The organism is Sphingomonas yabuuchiae, from assembly GCF_014199595.1.
In the GTDB taxonomy this organism is placed as follows: domain Bacteria; phylum Pseudomonadota; class Alphaproteobacteria; order Sphingomonadales; family Sphingomonadaceae; genus Sphingomonas; species Sphingomonas yabuuchiae.
In genome coordinates, this window is record NZ_JACHNX010000005.1 from 47,238 (window position 1) to 67,242 (window position 20,005).

The following is a 20,005-nucleotide window of genomic DNA, read 5'->3' on the forward strand; positions in this document are numbered from 1 at the left end:
GTCCGGTGGTCGGCGAACCTAAGGGGGGGATCTGGCTTCGTTTGTCGCTCTTCTCGGGGGAAATCGGATTATGCTGCCGCTGAAGGTCGGCCAGGAATGAAACGACCGGGCACCTGCTTCACCCGCGCCTCGCGGGACTTGCGGGTGAGATAGGTATCCAGCCCGATCTGCGCGGCGATCAGTTGATAGAGGAAGGGGTTGTACGCGATCCCGACAAAGGCCGCGCCGAGCAGATAGATCATATGCCCATGCTGGAGCGCGCCGGCCAGTTGGCCGCCCCAGTGCAGCGGGTCGTCGGTGCTGCGATAACGCCGCCGCAGCGCCTCCATCCGCAACAGCCCCGCGATGTTGATGCCCAGCCACAGGAACAGCCCCGGCCAGCCCTGTTCGCCCAGCATCTCGAAATAGCTGGAGTGATAGGCGCGGGCGCGGTCGGTCGTGACCTTTCGCTGGACCTTGCTGTCATGCGCGGAACCCTCGACGACGGTCAGGTCGTAGCGGAAGCTGTTCTGGAGATAGGCGTCGAACCCACCGCCGAACGGATTGGAGGCGGCATAGCCCAGGGTCCATTTCCACACCGCCAGCCGGGTCGAGGCGGACTCGTCCCCCTGATAGCTGCGGATCGTGTTCATCCGCTCGGTATAGGAAGAGGGGAGCAGCGGCACGACCGCCATGCCCGCCACCGCCAGCATGCCGATATAGAGCAGCCGCCGCTTTACATCGCGCAGCATCAGGATGGCGAGTAGCCCGATACACAGCAGCCCCGTCCGCGCCGAGGTGCCGACCGGGATCAGCAGGCAGGCGAAGATCAGCCCGATCCCGAACGCCCGCACCCGTAGGTCGGGCGGATAGACCGTGCCGTATCGCATGAACCACAGGATGATCGGAATGACCGCGATCGCTGCGGTCGAGATGATGCTGCCTTCGTACAGCCCGGCATTGTTGCTGACCATCAGGTTCAGCTCGCCATAGCCGCCGCCGGAGAACAGCGTCTTGATGCCCCCAACGATCACGATCGACGCGACCGACAGCATCATGAACAGCAGCAACGCCTCGATCCTGAGCCGGGTGCGCAGGGTCAGCGGCAGGAAGACGGCAAAGGCCAGCGCCTTCCACACCCAGTCCCATTTCTCCTTCGCCTCGGTGGGGAAGTCGGCGCCGAAAAAGGTGGTGAGGGCGCAATAGGCCAGCAGCAGCAGGATCGCGCCCTGCCGCACGGTGAACCGGCTGTCGCGCTTGTCGTCGAACATAGCCCAGCCGCCCACCGCCGCGATCACCGCCATCAACGAGATGGGCACGGTGTTGAGCAGATAATAGGTCAGCCGCTGCGGCGAGACGATGTCGATATAGATATAGGCCAGCACCATCAGGAACGGCCGCCGCAGCCCCAGCGCAAAGAGGCTGAACAGAAATCCGATCAGGAACAGGTCACGCATCGTCGAGACGCCGCTTGGCCATGGGCTTCCTGCCATGTCTGCTCGCGGCGGGGCCGGTATCGCCTTCCTGGTCCAGGTCGCGCCGTCCGACCAGCCTCCATGCCGCGATCAGCATCAGGCCATGGGTCAGGAGAAGGGCAAAGCTGTCGATCATCGCCCGTTTCCTCAAACCCTTAACGCCGCTTCCGGGACCTGCTTATAAACCGGCGGTTGACGCGGCGTTAAGGGCTGGCATGACAGGTCGTAAGCTGATGCGTATCCTGCATATCCTAGACCATGGGCTGCCGCTGCAAAGTGGCTATACCTTTCGCACCCGTGCCATCCTGAAGGCGCAGGAGGGGGCGGGGCATGACGTCGCGGCGGTGACGGGTGTTCGGCAGGGGGCAGGGGATGCCGCCGTCGAGACGCTCGACGGCCTGACCTTCTATCGCACGCCGGTTGCGATGCGCGCTGGGCTGGTCGGCGAGGCTGCCGGGCTGGCCGCGCATGTCCGGGCGATCGACCGGGCGGTGACGGCCTTCCGGCCCGACATTCTTCACGCCCATTCGCCCGTGCTCGACGCGCTGGCCGGGCTCGCTATCGCGCGGCGGCGGCGATTGCCGCTGGTCTATGAGATTCGCGCCTTTTGGGAGGATGCCGCGGTCGGCAACGGCACCGGTACGGCCGGAAGCGCCCGCTACCGCGTGACGCGCGCGCTGGAAAGCTGGGCCTGTCGGCGCGCCGATGCGATTGCGGTGATCTGCGAAGGCTTGCGCGGCGACCTGATCGCGCGGGGGCTGCCGCAGGACAAGATCATCGTTTCGCCCAATGGCGTCGATCTGGGGCTGTTCGGCCAGCCGCTCGCCCGCGATGAAGCGCTGGCCGAGGAACTGGGACTGGCCGATGCCGAGGTGATCGGCTTCATCGGCAGCTTCTATGATTATGAAGGGCTGGACGACCTGATCGCCGCCATGCCGCGACTGGTGGCCGCACGACCCAAGGCGCGGCTGTTGCTGGTCGGCGGCGGCCCGATGGAAGCGGCGCTGCGGGCGCAGGCGGACCGTTCGCCCGTGGCGGCGGCGATCCGCTTCGTCGGGCGGGTGCCGCACCAGCAGGTGGAACGATATTACAGCATGGTCGATATCCTGGCCTATCCGCGCAAGAAGATGCGGCTGACCGATCTCGTCACGCCGCTGAAACCGTTGGAGGCCATGGCGCAGGGCAAGCTGGTCGCCGCATCCGATGTCGGGGGGCATCGCGAGCTGATCGAGGATGGGCGGACGGGTACGTTGTTCGCGCCCGACGATCCGGCGGCGATTGCCGATGCGCTGGCCGCCCTGCTGGCCGATCGCGGCGGCTGGGACGCGCGGCGCGCGGCGGGCCGGGCGTTCGTAGAAAGGGAACGCAATTGGGCGTCGAATATCCGGCGTTACGAACCTGTTTACCAACGATTGTTAGACGGGGCGAAGACGTAAGATCATGACCTTCACCGCCATGCCCCCTCAACGACGCTTTGGACCTGCCTGGATCGGCGGGGCCGTCGGACTGTTCGCGATCCTGCTCGTCATGATCGTGCCCGACTGGCGGCTCGAGTCGCTGGTCTCGAGCCTGAGCCTCGGCGATATCCTGGCCGCCGCCCGACCGCCGCTGGGCATGAAGGCGCGGGTGCTGCTCGCGCTGGTCGCGGGGCTGGGGGCGGGGGCCGTGACCTGGGCGGTCGTTTATCTGCTCTGGGGACCCGGTGGTCTGCTCGCGCGCCGTGCCAAGCCGGTGCGCGACGACGATGACGAGGATTATGTGCCCGCCGTACGCCGCTCCGACCGCCACCCGGACGCACCGCCGCGCCGCCCGTTGAACGCCGCCGAACTGGGCGCCCCGCCGCCGCCGCTCGAGGAGGACATTGTCGAGCGGACGCTGCCCGCCGATCTGGACCAGCCGCTTTCGGCCTATGACCCGGAGGCGATCCTGTCGACGCCGCGCGAGCCCATGCGCCCGGCTCCGGCCGAACCCATGCCGATCCCGCCGATGCGCGAGCCGGCGCCGGAGGAACGGGGTGCCGCCCTGCCGCTACCCGATCGACAGGATGAATCGATCGAGACGATGCTCGACCGGCTGGAGCGAGAGACGGCCCTTCGTAAGGCGCAGCAGCGCAGGATTTGACGGGAAGGGGGGGGCGCCCCTCCACCACCGCTTCGCGGCGGCCCCCCTCCCCAAACACAGCTTGGGGAGGATTTGGTGCATCCTTATTCCTCCCTGTGCGAAGCACGGGGAGGGGGACCGCCCGGCGCAGCCGGGTGGTGGAGGGGCATGATCCACCGCCACCCAAACAAAAAGGCCCGCCCGGATCGCTCCGGACGGGCCTTTTTTCGTAACCGCGAAGGCGGACCTTTCGGCCCGCCCCCATGGGCAACTTACGCCGCCAGGTTGCGCAGCACGTACTGCAGGATGCCGCCGTTCAGGAAATATTCCAGCTCGTTGACGGTATCGATGCGGCACTTGGTCAGGAAGGTCTCGGTCGTGCCGTCCTTGCGGGCCAGGATCACTTCGACATCCTGACGCGGGCGCAGGCCAGCGACGTTCTGGATGGTGAAGCTCTCGGAGCCGTCCAGCTTCAGCGTCTCGCGGGTCACGCCCTCGGCGAACTGAAGCGGCAACACGCCCATGCCGACCAGGTTCGAACGGTGGATACGCTCGAAGCTTTCGGTGATGACCGCCCGCACGCCGAGCAGATTGGTGCCCTTCGCCGCCCAGTCGCGCGACGAACCCGTGCCATATTCCTTGCCCGCGATGATGACGAGCGGCGTGCCGTCGGCCTTGTGACGCATGGCGGCGTCATAGATCGGCATCACTTCACCGTCATACTGGGTCATGCCGCCTTCGACGCCGGGCACCATCTCGTTCTTGATGCGGATGTTGGCGAAGGTGCCGCGCATCATCACGTCATGGTTGCCGCGACGCGCGCCGTACGAGTTGAAGTCCTTCTTGGCGACCTGATGCTCCTGCAGGAAGGTGCCTGCGGGGCTGTCGGCCTTGATCGAACCGGCCGGGCTGATGTGGTCGGTGGTGATCGAGTCGCCCAGGATGGCGAGCGGCTTGGCCTCGATGATGTCGGTGACGGGCTTCGGCGTCATCTCCATGCCCTCGAAATAGGGCGGGTTGGCGACATAGGTCGAGCCGGTCGGCCAGGCATAGGTGTCCGAGCCGGTCACTTCGATCGCCGACCACTTGGCGTCGCCCGCATAGACGTTGCCGTAGCGCGAGCGGAACATCTCGTCGTCGATGTTCGCATCCATCAGGCTGCGGACCTCGTCATTCGAGGGCCAGATGTCCTTGAGGTAGACGTCCTGGCCGTCCTTGCCCTGGCCGATCGGCGTCTCACGCATGTCCTGCGTGACCGTGCCCTTCAGCGCATAGGCGACGACGAGCGGCGGCGAGGCGAGGAAGTTGGCGCGCACGTCGGGCGACACGCGGCCTTCGAAGTTGCGGTTGCCCGACAGGACCGAGGCCGCGACGATGTCGTTGCCGTTGATCGCCTTCGAGATCGGCTCGGCGAGCGGACCCGAATTGCCGATGCAGGTGGTGCAGCCATAGCCGACCAGGTTGAAGCCGATCGCGTCGAGATCGGCGGTCAGCCCCGCCTTGTCGAGGTAATCGGTGACGACCTGCGAACCGGGGGCGAGCGAGGTCTTGACCCAGGGCTTGGGCTTCAGGCCCAGCGCGTTCGCCTTGCGGGCGACCAGACCGGCGGCGACCAGCACCGACGGGTTCGAGGTGTTGGTGCAGCTAGTGATGGCGGCGATCACGACGTCGCCGTCGCCAATGTCATGGCCACGGTCATCGACCGAGACGCGCGCGGGGGCGTCCTTCTTGTACACCTTGGCGAGGTCGGCGTTGAACACGTCGTCGACTTCGGTGAGGACGACCTTGTCCTGCGGACGCTTCGGACCCGCCAGCGACGGCACGACCGTCGACATGTCGAGTTCCAGCGTGTCGGTGAAGACGGGGTCGGCGGCATCGTCGTGACGCCAGAAGCCGTTCGCCTTGGCATAGGCCTCGACCAGGGCGACATTGTCGTCCGAACGCGCGGTCAGGCGCATATAGTCGAGCGTCTTGTCGTCGATCGGGAAGAAGCCGCAGGTCGCGCCGTACTCGGGCGCCATGTTGGCGATCGTCGCACGGTCGGCGAGCGTCATCGACGACAGGCCGGGGCCGTAGAACTCGACGAAGCGGCCGACCACGCCCTTGGCGCGCAGCATCTGGGTGATGGTCAGCACCAGGTCGGTGGCGGTGATGCCTTCCTGGAGCTTGCCGGTCAGCTTGAAGCCGACGACTTCCGGGATCAGCATCGACACGGGCTGGCCGAGCATCGCGGCCTCCGCCTCGATCCCGCCGACGCCCCAGCCGAGCACGCCCAGGCCGTTGATCATCGTGGTGTGGCTGTCGGTGCCGACCAGCGTGTCCGGATAGGCGATCGTCGCGCCGCCCTTGGCATGCTCGCCGCTCTCGGTCGACGACCAGATGGCCTGGCCGATATATTCCAGGTTCACCTGGTGGCAGATGCCGGTGCCCGGCGGAACCACCGAGAAATTGTCGAGCGCCTTGGAGCCCCACTTCAGGAACTCATAGCGCTCCATGTTGCGCTGATATTCGAGGTCGACATTATCCTCGAAGGCCTGCGGCGTGCCGAACTCGTCGACCATGACCGAGTGGTCGATGACGAGGTGGACGGGAACCTGCGGATTGATCTTGGCCGCGTCGCCGCCCAGCTTGGTGATCGCGTCGCGCATCGCGGCGAGGTCGACCACGCAAGGCACGCCGGTGAAGTCCTGCATCAGCACGCGGGCCGGGCGATACTGGATCTCGCGGTCCGAACGCTGGGTCTTCTGCCAGTCGACGATCGCCTGGATATCCTCGCGCGTGACGGTCTTGCCGTCTTCGAAGCGCAGCAGATTCTCCAGCAGCACCTTCATCGAGAAGGGCAGGCGGCTGATGTCGCCGAGCTGCTCGGAAGCCTTGGCGAGGCTGTAATAATCATAGCTCTTGCCGTCGACGTCGAGGGTCGAGCGGGTGTTCAGGCTGTCCTGGCCTATCGCAGTCATGGGCGTCCCTTCATGGTCGAGCCGGGCACGCCCAGTGGGACACGGCAGCATGCAGCCGCGAGCAGGCGCGCCGGGGAAATCTCCGGTTGACGCCAGCGGCCTTAGCAAGGGGTTGCCCGACAGGGAAGGGTGCAGCGCAGTGAAAGCCATTCGCAACTTCGGCCCGTAGCGAACCGCGTCCTGGCCCGGCACGGTCCGCAGCGGACGGCTGGTCGCAAGCGTGAAAATGCGTGGAACAGCCATGGTCGATAGCGGGTTCAGATGGTCATGGATGGAGTTCGGACAATGCGTGCCCTGAAGAATGATCGGTCGATCACCTTATATGGTCCTGCGGGACGCACGGGATCGGCCGATGGGCATGCGTTCGCCGTTCAGTGCCGGCGGTGGTGGAAATGACCGGGAACCCGCCGCGCAAGGATGTCCGCCGCCCCGATCCGATCGTCGCCGTCGGCCTGCTGACCCAGCGCGATCTGGACGTGCTGGGGTCGGGATTTCGACGGTCTTTTCCGGTCGAGGAGGACACGGCCTTTGACGACCTGCTCCAGGCCCTCGATTCGATCGAGGCGATTCACGTGCCGCATCGGAAGGACTGACGGGCCCGGAATAAGCGCCAAGAGCGATTAACCTTGATTATTAATGGTTCATCTCCCCCGCATCGGAGACGGAACCGCTTGGCGAGCCCCCGTCCGTCCGGCTAGGGCAGCGTCATGGCTGGACCGATTATCCGGCGCGACCGGAAAATGAGATGACGCCCGAACGCTTCGCCCTGCTCACCCGCCGCCACCGCGAATGTCTTCGCGGGGTCAAGGCGCTCAAGGGCTCGAAGGAAATCGCCACCGAACTCGGCTTGGGAAAGTCGACCGTCGACAGCTATCTGGCCGAGGCGGTGCGGCTGCTCGGCGCGTGCAATCGGCGCGAGGCAGCGATGGCGCTGGACGAATATGAGGCCCAGGCAGACGCCCAGTCGAATGACCAAGCTATTGAAGAACAAGAAGAAGCTACCCCGCATAAAATCATACCCGATTTTACGGGGCTAGTTCCCGAACCGCCGACCATGCCACTTCCGATGGCACCGGATGGGAGTACGGTCGGTGGGGCGGTGCAGGACGGCCATGTCCACGCATCGCCCCGCTTGTCCCTTCCCGTCCGGCGGCAAGGGCAGACACGCAACGACATGAGCATGGCCGAAAGGCTGCTCTGGGTTCCCACGATCGCCGTCGCACTCGCCATCGGCTTCGGCATGCTGGCGACGGGACTCGACGTGATGACCCGGGTGATCGGACGTTTGACGCATCTTGCCGGATGACCATCCTCCATGTCGCCCAGGGGCGCATGGACCAGATCAGGGGGCACAGGCGATGACGACGGAACATGAAGCGGCTCTTCAGGTGACCCAGCTCCTGTGGAAGCTGGAAAACGAACTCGACACGGCGTTCGCCACGGCGGGCGAACTGGCGATGGCGCTGCCCCGTGCGCGCGCCGAGGCGCGGCTGTCGGCGGTGGTCGGCCAGCACGCCTTCGAAATGCTGGGCCAGGCGATGATGGCTATCGGCCAGGCCCGGGGCCATGCGGTTCAGAGCCACCGGATTCTAGAAAAGGTCGGCCAGACCATCGGTTTCGATGCGGACGAATATGGCGACAACCGTCCCAAGCCGCCCCAGACGACCGGCATCGTCGAGGCCCTGCCGTTGCGCGCGGCCGCCTGATCCCGGCGCGACGCGGCGTGTCCTTCTCCCATCCTGGCCAGCGGGGCACGCCGTGACGCACATCTATGTCTTCAACATCCTTCAGGCGCTGGTCTGCCTCTATGCGCTGACGCTGGGCGGCTGGCCGGAGCGGGCGACGGCGGTCATCCTGCTTTGCGCCTCGGTGGCGACCATCGTGCTGCCCTTCGATCCCTCCACCAGTTTCCGCAGCGTCGAGACGCTGGAACTCGTCATCGACGTGGCGCTGATGGGCGGGTTGATGGCGGTTGCGTTGCTCGCCAATCGATTCTGGCCGCTCTGGCTGGCCGCGCTGCATCTGCTGGCGGTCGGGATTCATGGGGTCAAGGGGTTCGACACCGCGCTGATGCCGTGGATGTATGCCCAGGCGGGCGGCAAGCTGGCCTATCCCATGCTTGTGCTGCTGGCGGCCGGGGTGCTGCGGCACCGGATCAGGCTGGCGCGATATGGCACGGACCCCGACTGGTCGCTGCCTTGGCGTGGTATCCGATGAATAGTGATTTGCGACTGCTGCACTGGCCCGCCGAGGACCGGGCGAGCTTCGGGCGCTTCACCGCCGTGATGGCGGATGTGCAGGCGCGCATCCAGGCCATTTCCGGCGAGGCGAGCGGCGTTCCGGTGCCGCGCCCGCCGCGCGTGCCGACGCCGCGCGAATGCGCCGCGATGATCCTGAAGCACCGTCACGATGTCCGCGTGATCGCCGGGGGCGATGCCGATATGTTCGGCGATCCGGCATGGGAGATCGCGCTCGCCGTCTTTCACGCCGAAGGGCAGGAGAATGACGCCGCGCTGCTGAAAATGGCGGGGCTGTCGCCGAGCGGTCAGGTCGGCGAACGCTGGATCAAGCTGCTGTTGGCGCGCGGGTGGGTCGAGCGGCACGACGACGGCCATCTGCACGCGACCGAGAAGATGGTCGCGATCCTGAACAGCTATTTCACGCGCCTTTGAGCCGCGGTCGGGCCGATTGTGAACTTTCATGTCACGGCGGAAACGCCGTGCAACTCCTGAACCCTCCGCGGGTTCAACCGACACGGGCATAACCACAGGAGAAGACGGACATGGCCGAGGATATCGGAACGGGCGGCGGCGCGGGTGCGATCGGTGGCGATATGGGCGCGGGCGCCTTCACCGACCGGATGAAGGGCGCGGGCGAGGCGATGCAGGCGACAGGTCAGAAGATGGCCGAGGGCGGCTCGCAGGTCACGCTCAAGATGCTCGAACAGGCCGAGACGAACACGCGCGAGGCCTTCGCCGCGATGCGCTCGGCGGCGTCGGCCAAGGATCTTGGCGATGTGATGCGCATCCAGACCGAGTTCCTCCGCGAGCAGGGCAACCGCTCCATGTCGCAGGCGCGTGAGATTGGCGAGATGATCGTCCAGTTCGGTCGCGACGCGGTCGGCGCGGCGCGCGGGCCGAAGCAGGACTGAACGCAAAACCCTCACCCTTCCGGGCAAGTGGGAAGGGTGGGGGTCGCTGTGTAACTTAATTGCCGGGGCTGAGCGCCACCGGTCCATTGGCGGTGGCCTCCAGCGGCGAGTCCCCGCCGAGCACCCGGTACAGCGTCACCCGGTTGCTTGCCGCGGTCAGCTGCGTCGCGATCACCGTCCGCTGCGCCGAATAGAGCGAGCGCTGTGCATCCAGCGTATTCAGGAACGGCGTCACCCCGCCGCGATAGCTTGCTTCGGTCAGGCGATAGGTGTCGCTCGCGGCGTTCAGGAAGCGACGATTGGCGCCCAGCTGATCGTCGATCGTCCCCTGCCGCGCCAGCGCATCGGCGGTTTCCTGAAAAGCGGTCTGGATCGCCTTTTCATAGGTCGCGAGCGCGGCATCGCGCTGGGCCTGCGAATATTGGACGTTCGCCACGCCCGCGCCCGCCTGGAAGATCGGGTAGCTGACCGAAGGCGCGACCGAATAGTTGAAGCTGCCGCCCGAGAAGAGCGAGGTCAGGGCGGTGCTGGCAAAACCGACCAGCCCGGTCAGTGAGATACGCGGGAACAGGGCCGCCCGCGCCGCGCCGATCTGGCCATTGGTGGCGCGCAGCAGATATTCGGCCTGCACCACGTCCGGACGGCGCAGCAGGATGCCCGAGTCCAGTCCGGCGGGCAGCGTCGCGACGGTCGGCGCGGCTTCTTCGATCGAGCGGGGCAGGAGCGCGGTGTCGATCGGTGCGCCGACCAGCAGTTGCAGCGCGTTGACGTCCTGCGCCACGGCGGTCTTCTGGAGCGCAAGGTCCGCCTGGGCGGTCGCCAGCACCTGTTCGGCCTGGCGCAGGTCGGTGCGTGGCGAGATGCCGCCCTGAAGCCGGGCACGGGTCAGGGTGACGCTGCGCTCGGCGCTGGCGGCGGTCTGCTGTGCGATGGCGAGCAGGCTCTGGTCCGCGCCGTAATTCAGCCAGGCATCGGCAATGTCTCCGACCAGCGTCAGCCGGGTCGCGCGTGCCGCCGCCTCGGTCGCGAAATAACGGTCGAGCGCGGCGCCGGTCAGCGAGCGGATGCGTCCGAACAGATCGAGTTCGAAGGCGTTGACGCCCAGATTCACCGACCAGGCACTACCGCTGCCATTCGCGCCGGTGACGATGCCGCCGGTCCCGCCCGTATCGACGCCGCCATTGCCGACGCCGGTCCCCGTGCCGCCATCGACGGTGCCGTTGCCGGTCCCGGTGCCCGTTCCTCCGGTGTTGCCGGTACCGCCACCCGTGCTGCCGCCGCCGACCGCGCTCGATCCCGCGCCGCCCGACCCGCGATCCGTATAGCTGTATCGGCCCGTCGCGCTGACGGCGGGGAACAGGCTGCCGCGCTGGATGCGGTATTGCGCACGGGTCGAGGCGATGTTCGCCGCCGCCACGCGCAGGTCGCGATTATTGGCCAGCGCCTGGGCGATCAACTGCTGCAACCGCGCGTCACGGAAGATGTCGCTGTAGCGCACCGTGGGCAAAGCTGCTTCCGACTGGCGGAGATAGGCATCGCCGACCGGCCAGGAAGGCGGCACCGGCGTCGCGGGCCGCTCATATTTCGGGGCCAGCGAGCAGCCCGACAGCGCGGTGGCGGCGAGCAGCAGGGCAGGCAGGGGGGACAGGATACGCATCAGGCCTTCTCCGCTCCGCCTTCGGGGGCGGGACGATGCCCCGCGCCATGCTCGCTCATCGGCTTGCCCCGCAACCGGGCCAGACCGTTGCGGACCGACCGGCGGACCAGCACGAAGAACAACGGGATGTAGAAGATCGCCAGCACCGTCGCGGTCAGCATGCCCCCGATCACGGCGGTGCCGATGGCGATCCGGCTGTTCGCGCCCGCGCCGGTCGAGATGGCGAGCGGCAGCACGCCGAAGATGAAGGCGAAGCTGGTCATCAGGATCGGCCGCAGACGGATCTTGGCGGCTTCCAGCGCGGCGTCGATGACGCGCTTGCCCTGTTTCTCCGCCTGCTCGGCAAACTCGATCATCAGGATCGCGTTCTTCGCCGCCAGCCCCATGGTCGTCAGCAGACCGATCTGGAGATAGACGTCGTTGGTCAGCCCGCGCAGGGTCACGAAGGCCACCGCGCCGATCAGGCCCAGCGGAATGACCAGCAACACCGCGAACGGGATCGACCAGCTTTCATAGAGCGCGGCCAGGCACAGGAAGACGACCAGGATCGACAGCCCGTACAGGATCGGCGCCTGTCCACCCGACAGCCGTTCCTGATAGGACAGGCCCGCCCAGGCGATCGACGTGCCGGGGATTTCCGCCGCCAGCTCGGTCATCCGCTTCATCGCGTCGCCCGAGCTATAGCCGGGTGCGGCCGAGCCCTGGAATTCATAGGACGGGATGCCGTTGAATCGCGACAGGGTGGTCGGCGCCACGCCCCAGTTGATCGTCGAGAAGGACGAGAAGGGCGCCATCTGGCCGCTCGATCCGCGCACGAACCACTGCTTCAGGTCTTCCGGCTCGGAGCGATAGGGCGCGTCGCCCTGGACGAAGACGCGCTTCACGCGGCCACGATCGATGAAGTCGTTCACATATTGCCCGCCCCAGGCGGTCGACAGGGTCGAGTTCACCTGCTGCTGCGTCAGGCCCAGTGTGGACAGCTTCTGCTGGTCCAGATCGACGCGCAACGTGGCGATGTCGGGAAGCTCGGTCAGGCGGACCGAAGCCAGCATCGGGTCGGCATTGGCCTTGGCGAGCAGCTGGTCGCGCACCGCCTCGAACTTCTCCAGCGGCATGCCGGAGATATTCTGCAGCTCCATGGTGAAGCCGTCCGACTGGCCGAGGCCGCGAATAGCGGGGGGAACGAGGGCGAATACCTGCGCGTCGCGAAGCCCGCGGAATGCGGCGGAGGCGCGGCCGGTAATGGCGTCGGCGCTGTTCTCCTTGCCCTTGCGGTCGGCCCAGTCGACGAAGTTGATGAAGCCCTGGCCGGTATTCTGACCGCTGGTGCCGCCTCCGCCGCCACCCGCGACCGAGAACAGGACCTTGACGTTCTTGCCCTCATGCTGGGCGAAATAATGCTCGACCTGCCGCTGCACCTCCATGGTGCGGCCCTGGGTCGCACCGGCGGGCAGGCGGAACTGGACGATGGCCGATCCCTGGTCCTCGGTCGGCAGGAAGCCGGTCGGCAGGCGCAGGAACAGCACCGCCAGCAGCGCGACGACGCCCGCATAGATCAGCAGGAACAGCCATTTGCGGTCGACGACGGTGCGCACGCCCGAGACATATTTGCCGACCATCCAATCGAAGCGGGTGTTGAACCCGTCCTTCGCCCGCTGGAGGACATGCGCCACGCGGGGCGCCTTTCGCTCCAGCCACGCGCCGTCCTCATGCTCCTTGGCCTTTTGCTTGAGCAGGCTGGCGGTGAGGGCGGGGGACAGGATGATCGCGACCGCGACCGACAGGATCATCGCCGAGACGATGGTGATCGAGAACTGGCGATAGATGACGCCGGTCGACCCGCCGAAGAACGCCATCGGCAGGAACACCGCCGACAGGACGAGCGCGATGGCGACGAGCGCGACGGTGATCTCGTTCATCGACTCGATCGTCGCCTCGCGCGGGGTCATGTCGGGATTTTCCTCGAGCAGGCGCTCGACATTCTCCACGACCACGATCGCATCGTCGACCAGCAGGCCGATCGCGAGCACCAGCCCGAACAGGGTCAGCGTGTTGATCGAGAATCCGGCCAGATAGAAGATGGCGAAGGTGCCCAGCAGCACGACCGGCACCGCGATGGTCGGGATCAGCGTCGCGCGCCAGCTTTGCAGGAAGACGAACATGACGATCACGACCAGGATGATCGCCTCGATCAGCGTCTTGACCACCTCGTCGATCGACAGCTTGATGAAGGCGGTCGTGTCGTTGGCGTAGGCGATCTTCAACCCTTGCGGAAAGCCCTTGGCGACGCGGGTGATCTCGGCCTTGACCAGCTCGGCGGTCTTCAGCGCGTCGGCGCCCGGTGCCATCAGGACGGCGATACCGGCACCCGGATGCTGGTTGATCCGGCTGACCGCGGCATAGCTTTCGGCGCCCAGCTCGATACGGGCCACGTCAGACAGCTTGACGGTCGCGCCGTTGTTCAGCGTCTTGACGATGATCTCGCGGAACTGCTCGGGCGTCTGGAGCCGCGACTGCGAGGTCACGGTGGCGTTCAGCATCTGGGTCGTTGCCGAGGGCGTACCGCCGACTTCGCCCGCCGCGACCTCGGTATTCTGGTTCTGGATCGCGGTCGTCACGTCCGAGGGCATCAGCTGGTAAGAGGCCAGCTTTTGCGGGTTCAGCCAGATACGCATCGCATATTGCGAACCGAACACGTTGGTGTCGCCGACGCCCTGGATGCGGCCCAGCGGGTCCTGGAGATTGGAGACGAGGTAATCGGCGACGTCCTGGTTCGTCATCCGGTTCGTCTCGTCATAGACGCCCGCGATCAACAGGAAGTCGGGGTTCGACTTGCGGACGACCAAACCCTGTTGCTGCACCTGCTGCGGCAGTCGCGCGACCGATTGCTGGACCTGATTCTGAACCTGCACCTGCGCGATGTCGGGGTCGGTGCCCTTGGCGAAGGTGGCGGTGATCGTCACCGAGCCACGGCTGGACGAGGATGACTGGAAATAGAGCAGCCCGTCGATGCCGGTCAGCTGCTGTTCGATGACCTGGGTGACCGAGTTCTGCAGCGTCTGGGCGGAGGCACCGGGGAAGGTGGCGCGGATCGACACCTGGGGCGGCGCGACGTCGGGATATTGCGCGATGGGCAGGCCCATGATCGCGCCGACGCCCGCCAGCATGACGATGATGGCAAGGACCCAGGCGAAGATGGGACGATCGATAAATACGCGGCTGAGCATGGTCCGGTCAGCCCGCCTTGCCCTTGGCGGCCTGCATCTTCTTCAACTGTTCGGGCGAGGGGGGCTGGACCTTTTGCGGGCTGTTGGCGGGCACCGCGCGCACGCTCTGGTTGGGGCGCAGATTATTCAGGCCCTGGGTCACGATCTTGTCACCGGGCTTCAGGCCGTCGGTGACCACCCAATAGGCCCCTTGCGTCCGCTCGGCCTTGACCGTCTTCTGCTGCACCTTGTCATTCGGGCCGACGACGAACAGCGTCGCATTGCCCTTCGGATCACGCGCGATCGCCTGTTGCGGGACCAGGAAGGCGCTGGTGTCGATCGCCTGGGCAAAGCGGGCACGGACGAACATGCCGGGCAGCAGCAAGCCTTGCGGATTCGGGAAGCGCGCGCGCAGCGTCACGGTGCCGGTCTGCTGGTCGACGACGGCTTCGGCGAACTCCACCCGGCCGGTCTGGCCGTAATCGGTGCCGTCCTCCAGCCGCAGCGTCACATTGGCACTGGCGGGGATCAGGCCATCGCGTGCCGACAGGCTGCGGCGCAGCGACAACAGGTCGGTCGCCGACTGCTGGATATCGACGAAGATCGGGTCGAGCCGCTGGATCTGTGCCAGCGGATCGGTCTGGCCCGCGCTGACCAGTGCGCCGACGGTGAACAGCGATCGGCCGATGCGTCCCGTAATGGGGGCGGGGACGGTGGTGAATTGCAGGTTCACGCGCGCCGTCTCCAGCGCGGCACGGGTCTGCGCCACCTGCGCGGCGGCCTGGCGGGCGCTGGCCTGGGCGTTTGTATAGTCCTGCTTCGAGATCGCTTCGATCTGCGCCAGCGGGCGATAGCGTTCGGCGAGCGTCCGCGTCGCCTCGGCATTGGCCTGCGCGCTTTGCAGATTGGCGGCGGCCTGGTTGACCGAGGCGCGATACAGGCGGGGATCGATTTCGTAGAGCGGCTGGCCGCGCTTCACCAGCGTGCCTTCGGTGAAGAAGCGGCGGCGGATCACGCCGGTCACCTGGGGCCGCACGTCCGAGCTTTCAAAGGCGGTGGTACGCGCGGCGAGTTCGGTCACGATCGGCGCGTCGGTCGGCTGGACGGTCACGTAACCGACGGTCGGGGTCTGCTGCTGTCCGCCGGCTCCGCCCTTTGCCTTGCCCTTGTCTCCGCCGCCACAGGCCGACAAACTGACCAGCGCGAGAGCCATGGCCGTCCCGGCAAGCGCCGGGCGACCGCGAAAACCTGCAAAGTTCAATTCGTTCACCTGCCTGAATTGTGCCGCGGAGCCGGCCCGCGCCTTAATGCGCGAGACGGCGGAACGTTGCTGACCTGTGTCAAATTGCACGAACGGGGTTCGAAAAGGCAAGTGATCATGGCCTAAACCGTCCGTCTTAATTGTCGCAATTTGTCGCGGTGCGGCAAAAGCGCGGGCGGCGGGAGCCTTTGGGTTTCCGAAGCATTTTCAACGTACATGACCGATCGTGATGCCGATAAGCGCCTGGCCGCCGCCGCCGCGGTGGATGAGGTATGCGACAATATGCTCGTCGGGCTGGGCACCGGGTCGACGGCCGCCCATGTCATCGCGCTGCTCGCCGAACGGGGCCTGACCATCGAGACGGTCGCTACCTCCCGGGCCAGCGCGGCGCTGGCCGAGCGATTGGGGCTGAAGGTCCGGCCATTCGACGCGGTGGCGCGGGTCCACCTGGCGATCGACGGTGCGGACGCCATCGACGCCGACTTGTCCGCCGTGAAGGGCGCTGGCGGGGCCATGCTGCGGGAAAAGATCGTCGCGGCCGCCGCCGACCGGATGATCGTCATTGCCGACGGCTCCAAGCGGGTCGAGCGTCTGCACGACACCAAGCTGCCGATCGAAATCCTGCCTTTCGCCCGCGCTTTTGCGGTGGAACGGCTTTCCGGGCTTTTTGAGCAGCTTGACGAACGAACCGGTTATCTGACCGACAATGGCAACATCGTGGTCGATGGCCATGGCTGGAACGATGCCGACCTGCCGGGGCTAGCAGAGGCGCTGGCGGCAATTCCGGGCGTCGTCGGGCACGGCCTGTTCCTATCCGAGATCGACGCCGCCTATATCGCCGACAATGGGGTCGTTACCCGGCTGGAACGGGGACGGAACCCGCGCTAAGGCGACCCTGCATGGCAACCAGAGCGAGCGCGGAGGCGTTCGATCGCACATAAAGAGGATGAGGCCAGTTTCATGACCGATGCCACCACCACCGCCGTGGCCGACAGCCATCTCCACGAGGACGGGTCGATCGAGCGCCTGACCATCGACACCATCCGCACCCTGTCGATGGATGCGGTGCAGCAGGCCAATTCGGGCCACCCCGGCACGCCCATGGCGCTCGCCCCGGTCGGTCACACCATCTGGTCCAAGTTCCTCCGCTACGATCCCGCCCATGCCGATTGGCCCAACCGCGACCGCTTCGTGCTGTCGGTCGGCCACGCCTCGATGCTGCTCTACTCGCTGATCCACCTGGCGGGCATCGAAGAGATCGACGCGGACGGCAACAAGTCGGGCAACCCTGCGCTGAGCCTGGAGGACCTGAAGGGCTTCCGCCAGCTGAACTCCAAGACGCCGGGCCACCCCGAATATCGCCACACCACCGGCGTCGAGACGACGACCGGTCCGCTGGGCGCGGGTTGCGGCAACTCGGTCGGCATGGCGATCGCCGAGCGCTGGCTGGCCGCGCATTTCAACCGCGAGGGTTTCCCTATCTTCGACCATGACGTCTATGTCGTGTGCGGCGATGGCGACATGATGGAGGGCGTCGCGTCCGAGGCCGCCTCGACCGCCGGACACCTCAAGCTGTCGAACCTGTGCTGGATCTACGACTCGAACCAGATTTCGATCGAGGGCGGCACCGACATCGCGTTCGACGAAGACGTCGCCAAGCGGTTCGAGGCCTATGGCTGGAACGTCCTGCACGTCGACGACGCCAATGACGTCGGCGCACTGACCGCCGCGCTCGACAATTTTAAGGCGACGACCGACAAGCCGACCTTCATCGTCGTGAAGTCGGTCATCGGCTATGGCAGCCCCAAGGCGGGCAGCGAAAAGGCGCATGGCGAACCGCTGGGCGACGACGCGATCCGCGCCACCAAGAAGGCCTATGGCTGGCCCGAGGATGCCAAGTTCCTGGTGCCCGACGGCGTGCGCGAAGCCTTCCAGGGTGCCATCGAAGCGCGCGGCAAGCCGCTGCGCGACGAATGGGTCGCGATGGTCAACAAGTATCGTGCCGAATATCCCGAGCTCGCCGCCGAGCTGGATGCGATGCTGGCGGACAAGCTGCCCGAGGGCTGGGATGCCGATATCCCGGTGTTCGAGGCGGATGCCAAGGGCGTCGCCAGCCGCGACTCGGGCGGCAAGGTGCAGAACGCCATCGCCGCCAAGGTGCCGTGGCTGATCGGCGGCTCGGCCGACCTCGCGCCCTCGACCAAGACGCTGATCAAGGACGGCGGCTCGTTCCAGGCGGGCAGCTATGAAGGCCGCAACATGCACTTCGGCGTGCGTGAGCATTCGATGGGCGCGATCGTCGACGGCATGGCGCTGTCGCACCTGCGCTCTTACGGCGCGACCTTCCTGGTCTTCTCCGACTATATGCGCGCGCCGATCCGCCTCGCCGCGATCATGGAACTGGGCGCGACCTTCGTCTTCACGCACGACTCGATCGGCGTCGGCGAGGACGGCCCGACCCACCAGCCGATCGAGCATCTGGCGACGCTGCGCGCGATCCCCGGCCTCGACACCATCCGCCCCGGTGATGCGAACGAAGTGGCCGAGGCTTGGCGCTGCGCCGTCGAGTCGGCCAGTCACCCGACCGCGCTGATCTTCTCGCGTCAGGCGCTGCCGACGCTGGATCGGAGCAAGTACGCACCGGCCTCGGGCGTGAAGAAGGGCGGCTATGTCCTTGCGGATTGCGACGGCACACCCGACATCATCCTCATCGCAACGGGGTCGGAACTGTCGCTCGTGGCGGACGCCTATGAAACGTTGAAGGCCGAGGGCATCAAGGTGCGCGTCGTCTCGCTGCCCAGCTGGTATCGTTTCGAACTGCAGGATGCGGCGTATAAGGACAGCGTGCTGCCGAAGACCGTCACCAAGCGTCTGGCGGTCGAGCAGGCCGGGTCGATCGGCTGGGACCGCTATGTCGGCTTCGACGGTCGCACGATCACCATGTCGACCTTCGGGGCCTCCGCGCCGCTCGCCAAGTTGCAGGACAAGTATGGCTTCACCCACGACAATGTCGTGAAGGTGGCCCGCGAAATGCTGGAGACCAAGTGATGAGCAAGCTGTCGGAACTGGGCGCCAAGGGCTGCGCCCCCTGGCTCGATTTCGTCGATCGCAAGTTCCTGGAGGCGAAGGGGCTGGAAAAGCTCGTCGCCGAGGACGGGCTGACCGGCGTCACCTCCAACCCGTCGATCTTCGAAAAGGCGATGGGGCATGGCGACGCCTATGACGCCACGCTCGCCGCCTTCGACAAGGAAAATCCCGGCGCGGCGACCATCGACCGTTACGAGCATCTGGCGATCCAGGACATCAAGGCGGCGGCGGAAACGCTGAAGCCGGTCTATGACAAGCTCGATGCCAAGGACGGCTATGTCAGCCTGGAGGTGTCGCCCTATATCGCCGACGACACCGACGCGACCATCGCCGAGGCCGAAAAGCTGTGGCACGCGGTCGACCGTCCGAACCTGATGATCAAGATTCCGGGCACCGATGCGGGCGCCCCGGCGATCTCGGCAACCATCGCCAAGGGGATCAACGTCAATGTGACGCTGCTCTTCTCGCTCGACGCCTATATCAAGGTGGCCGAGGCTTATGCGGCGGGTCTGGAAGAGCGGGTGAAGGCCGGGCAGCCGATCGACCGGATCGCCAGCGTCGCCAGCTTCTTCATCAGCCGCATCGACTCGGCGATCGACAAGAAGATCGACGAGCGCGTCGCCGCCGGTGATGCGGAAGCCGACGCGCTGAAGGCCGTGCGCGGCAAGGTCGCCATCGCCAACGCCAAGATGGCCTATCAATGGTATCTGGACTTCCTGAAGTCCGACCGCTGGCAGGCGCTGGCCGCCAAGGGCGCGCAGCCGCAGCGTCTACTCTGGGCGTCGACGGGGACCAAGGACCCGTCCTTCCCCGACACGCTCTATATCGACACGCTGATCGGGCCGGACACGGTCAACACCATGCCGCCCAAGACCATGGACGCCTTCCGCGACCATGGCACGGTGGCCGAGACGCTGACCGCCGATATCGACGAAGCCAAGCATGTCCTGGCCGAGGCCGAGCGGCTGGGCCTGGACCTGAACGGCGTGACCGACACGCTGGTGGCCGAGGGGGTCGCCTCCTTCGTCACGGCGTTCGACGATCTGCTCGGCGCGATCGGGCAAAAGCAGCCGGCGGCCTGAGGCCCCGGCGGCCCCCTCCCCCAGCGGGGAGGGGGCCTTTTCATTTC

General features: G+C 66.2%; 17 protein-coding genes. 11 read left to right on the plus strand and 6 right to left on the minus strand.

Annotation, left to right across the window (positions count from 1 at the left end; all coding sequences use genetic code 11):
- Positions 1-68: 68 nt before the first annotated feature.
- Together GGQ89_RS08080 and GGQ89_RS08085 are read right to left on the minus strand one after the other, a co-directional pair.
- Positions 69-1,436, minus strand: a complete 1,368-nt coding sequence (locus tag GGQ89_RS08080; RefSeq protein ID WP_184105390.1) for a putative O-glycosylation ligase, exosortase A system-associated — start codon at positions 1,434-1,436, stop codon at positions 69-71.
- Positions 1,429-1,590, minus strand: coding sequence for a hypothetical protein (locus GGQ89_RS08085; RefSeq protein WP_184105391.1), 162 nt, complete (start codon positions 1,588-1,590; stop codon positions 1,429-1,431). The genes GGQ89_RS08080 and GGQ89_RS08085 overlap by 8 nt, the downstream gene beginning before the upstream one ends.
- Positions 1,591-1,687: 97 nt before the next feature.
- Here GGQ89_RS08085 and GGQ89_RS08090 point away from each other — a divergent pair, with 97 nt between their 5' ends.
- Entirely contained in the window at positions 1,688-2,890 is a 1,203-nt protein-coding gene (locus tag GGQ89_RS08090; protein WP_184105392.1) for a TIGR04063 family PEP-CTERM/XrtA system glycosyltransferase, read from the plus strand.
- A 4-nt stretch (positions 2,891-2,894) separates the two neighbouring features.
- Positions 2,895-3,575: a hypothetical protein gene (locus tag GGQ89_RS08095; RefSeq protein ID WP_184105393.1), complete on the plus strand. Its 681-nt coding sequence runs from the start codon at positions 2,895-2,897 to the stop codon at positions 3,573-3,575.
- A 251-nt stretch (positions 3,576-3,826) separates the two neighbouring features.
- On the opposite strand, the gene acnA is transcribed toward GGQ89_RS08095, so the two are convergent.
- Positions 3,827-6,514, minus strand: coding sequence for an aconitate hydratase AcnA (gene acnA / locus GGQ89_RS08100; protein ID WP_184105394.1), 2,688 nt, complete (start codon positions 6,512-6,514; stop codon positions 3,827-3,829).
- Between the two features lie 392 nt (positions 6,515-6,906).
- On the opposite strand from acnA, the gene GGQ89_RS08105 reads away from it, so the two are divergent.
- The 6 genes from GGQ89_RS08105 to GGQ89_RS08130 all read left to right on the plus strand — a co-directional run bounded on the left by GGQ89_RS08105 (position 6,907) and on the right by GGQ89_RS08130 (position 9,665).
- A complete protein-coding gene (locus GGQ89_RS08105; RefSeq protein ID WP_056434373.1) occupies positions 6,907-7,107 on the plus strand; it encodes a hypothetical protein in 201 nt (66 codons plus the stop codon).
- Between the two features lie 152 nt (positions 7,108-7,259).
- Entirely contained in the window at positions 7,260-7,820 is a 561-nt protein-coding gene (locus tag GGQ89_RS08110) for a helix-turn-helix domain-containing protein (protein ID WP_184105395.1), read from the plus strand.
- Positions 7,821-7,872: 52 nt separating this feature from the next.
- Entirely contained in the window at positions 7,873-8,220 is a 348-nt protein-coding gene (locus GGQ89_RS08115) for a hypothetical protein (protein WP_056434369.1), read from the plus strand.
- A gap of 52 nt (positions 8,221-8,272) precedes the next feature.
- On the plus strand, positions 8,273-8,731 hold the full coding sequence (locus GGQ89_RS08120) for a hypothetical protein (protein ID WP_076717089.1): 459 nt from the start codon (positions 8,273-8,275) through the stop codon (positions 8,729-8,731).
- Positions 8,728-9,186, plus strand: a complete 459-nt coding sequence (locus GGQ89_RS08125) for a hypothetical protein (protein WP_184105396.1) — start codon at positions 8,728-8,730, stop codon at positions 9,184-9,186. The genes GGQ89_RS08120 and GGQ89_RS08125 overlap by 4 nt, the downstream gene beginning before the upstream one ends.
- Before the next feature lie 110 nt (positions 9,187-9,296).
- The gene (locus tag GGQ89_RS08130; protein WP_056434363.1) at positions 9,297-9,665 is read left to right on the plus strand and encodes a phasin family protein; all 369 of its coding nucleotides are present in this window, start codon (positions 9,297-9,299) and stop codon (positions 9,663-9,665) included.
- A 55-nt stretch (positions 9,666-9,720) separates the two neighbouring features.
- On the opposite strand, the gene GGQ89_RS08135 is transcribed toward GGQ89_RS08130, so the two are convergent.
- The 3 genes from GGQ89_RS08135 to GGQ89_RS08145 are packed head-to-tail and all read right to left on the minus strand — an operon-like array spanning position 9,721 to position 15,741.
- Complete coding sequence (locus GGQ89_RS08135) at positions 9,721-11,322, minus strand: efflux transporter outer membrane subunit (protein WP_184105397.1); 1,602 nt, start codon at positions 11,320-11,322, stop codon at positions 9,721-9,723.
- Positions 11,322-14,549, minus strand: a complete 3,228-nt coding sequence (locus GGQ89_RS08140; protein ID WP_184105398.1) for a multidrug efflux RND transporter permease subunit — start codon at positions 14,547-14,549, stop codon at positions 11,322-11,324. Before GGQ89_RS08140 ends, GGQ89_RS08135 begins: the two co-directional genes overlap by 1 nt.
- A gap of 7 nt (positions 14,550-14,556) precedes the next feature.
- On the minus strand, positions 14,557-15,741 hold the full coding sequence (locus GGQ89_RS08145; RefSeq protein ID WP_184105399.1) for an efflux RND transporter periplasmic adaptor subunit: 1,185 nt from the start codon (positions 15,739-15,741) through the stop codon (positions 14,557-14,559).
- A 264-nt stretch (positions 15,742-16,005) separates the two neighbouring features.
- Between GGQ89_RS08145 and rpiA the strand changes: the two genes are divergently transcribed.
- The 3 genes from rpiA (at position 16,006) to tal (ending at position 19,958) form a co-directional block, all read left to right on the plus strand.
- Complete coding sequence (gene rpiA, locus GGQ89_RS08150) at positions 16,006-16,677, plus strand: ribose-5-phosphate isomerase RpiA (RefSeq protein WP_184105400.1); 672 nt, start codon at positions 16,006-16,008, stop codon at positions 16,675-16,677.
- 72 nt (positions 16,678-16,749) lie between these two features.
- Positions 16,750-18,837, plus strand: a complete 2,088-nt coding sequence (gene tkt, locus GGQ89_RS08155; RefSeq protein WP_184105401.1) for a transketolase — start codon at positions 16,750-16,752, stop codon at positions 18,835-18,837.
- Positions 18,837-19,958, plus strand: a complete 1,122-nt coding sequence (tal, locus tag GGQ89_RS08160; RefSeq protein ID WP_184105402.1) for a transaldolase — start codon at positions 18,837-18,839, stop codon at positions 19,956-19,958. Before tkt ends, tal begins: the two co-directional genes overlap by 1 nt.
- Positions 19,959-20,005 lie beyond the last annotated feature (47 nt).

Bases quoted from the DNA above. Each gene is read 5' to 3' on its own strand.
- GGQ89_RS08085 (WP_184105391.1), bottom strand. From the start codon at position 1,590: ATGATCGACAGCTTTGCCCTTCTCCTGACCCATGGCCTGATGCTGATC.
- GGQ89_RS08080 (WP_184105390.1), bottom strand. From the start codon at position 1,436: ATGCGTGACCTGTTCCTGATCGGATTTCTGTTCAGCCTCTTTGCGCTG.
- tal (WP_184105402.1), top strand. From the start codon at position 18,837: ATGAGCAAGCTGTCGGAACTGGGCGCCAAGGGCTGCGCCCCCTGGCTC.
- GGQ89_RS08140 (WP_184105398.1), bottom strand. From the start codon at position 14,549: ATGCTCAGCCGCGTATTTATCGATCGTCCCATCTTCGCCTGGGTCCTT.
- GGQ89_RS08135 (WP_184105397.1), bottom strand. From the start codon at position 11,322: ATGCGTATCCTGTCCCCCCTGCCTGCCCTGCTGCTCGCCGCCACCGCG.
- GGQ89_RS08130 (WP_056434363.1), top strand. From the start codon at position 9,297: ATGGCCGAGGATATCGGAACGGGCGGCGGCGCGGGTGCGATCGGTGGC.
- GGQ89_RS08095 (WP_184105393.1), top strand. From the start codon at position 2,895: ATGACCTTCACCGCCATGCCCCCTCAACGACGCTTTGGACCTGCCTGG.
- rpiA (WP_184105400.1), top strand. From the start codon at position 16,006: ATGACCGATCGTGATGCCGATAAGCGCCTGGCCGCCGCCGCCGCGGTG.
- GGQ89_RS08115 (WP_056434369.1), top strand. From the start codon at position 7,873: ATGACGACGGAACATGAAGCGGCTCTTCAGGTGACCCAGCTCCTGTGG.
- GGQ89_RS08090 (WP_184105392.1), top strand. From the start codon at position 1,688: ATGCGTATCCTGCATATCCTAGACCATGGGCTGCCGCTGCAAAGTGGC.
- GGQ89_RS08110 (WP_184105395.1), top strand. From the start codon at position 7,260: ATGACGCCCGAACGCTTCGCCCTGCTCACCCGCCGCCACCGCGAATGT.
- GGQ89_RS08125 (WP_184105396.1), top strand. From the start codon at position 8,728: ATGAATAGTGATTTGCGACTGCTGCACTGGCCCGCCGAGGACCGGGCG.
- acnA (WP_184105394.1), bottom strand. From the start codon at position 6,514: ATGACTGCGATAGGCCAGGACAGCCTGAACACCCGCTCGACCCTCGAC.
- GGQ89_RS08105 (WP_056434373.1), top strand. From the start codon at position 6,907: ATGACCGGGAACCCGCCGCGCAAGGATGTCCGCCGCCCCGATCCGATC.
- GGQ89_RS08145 (WP_184105399.1), bottom strand. From the start codon at position 15,741: ATGGCTCTCGCGCTGGTCAGTTTGTCGGCCTGTGGCGGCGGAGACAAG.
- tkt (WP_184105401.1), top strand. From the start codon at position 16,750: ATGACCGATGCCACCACCACCGCCGTGGCCGACAGCCATCTCCACGAG.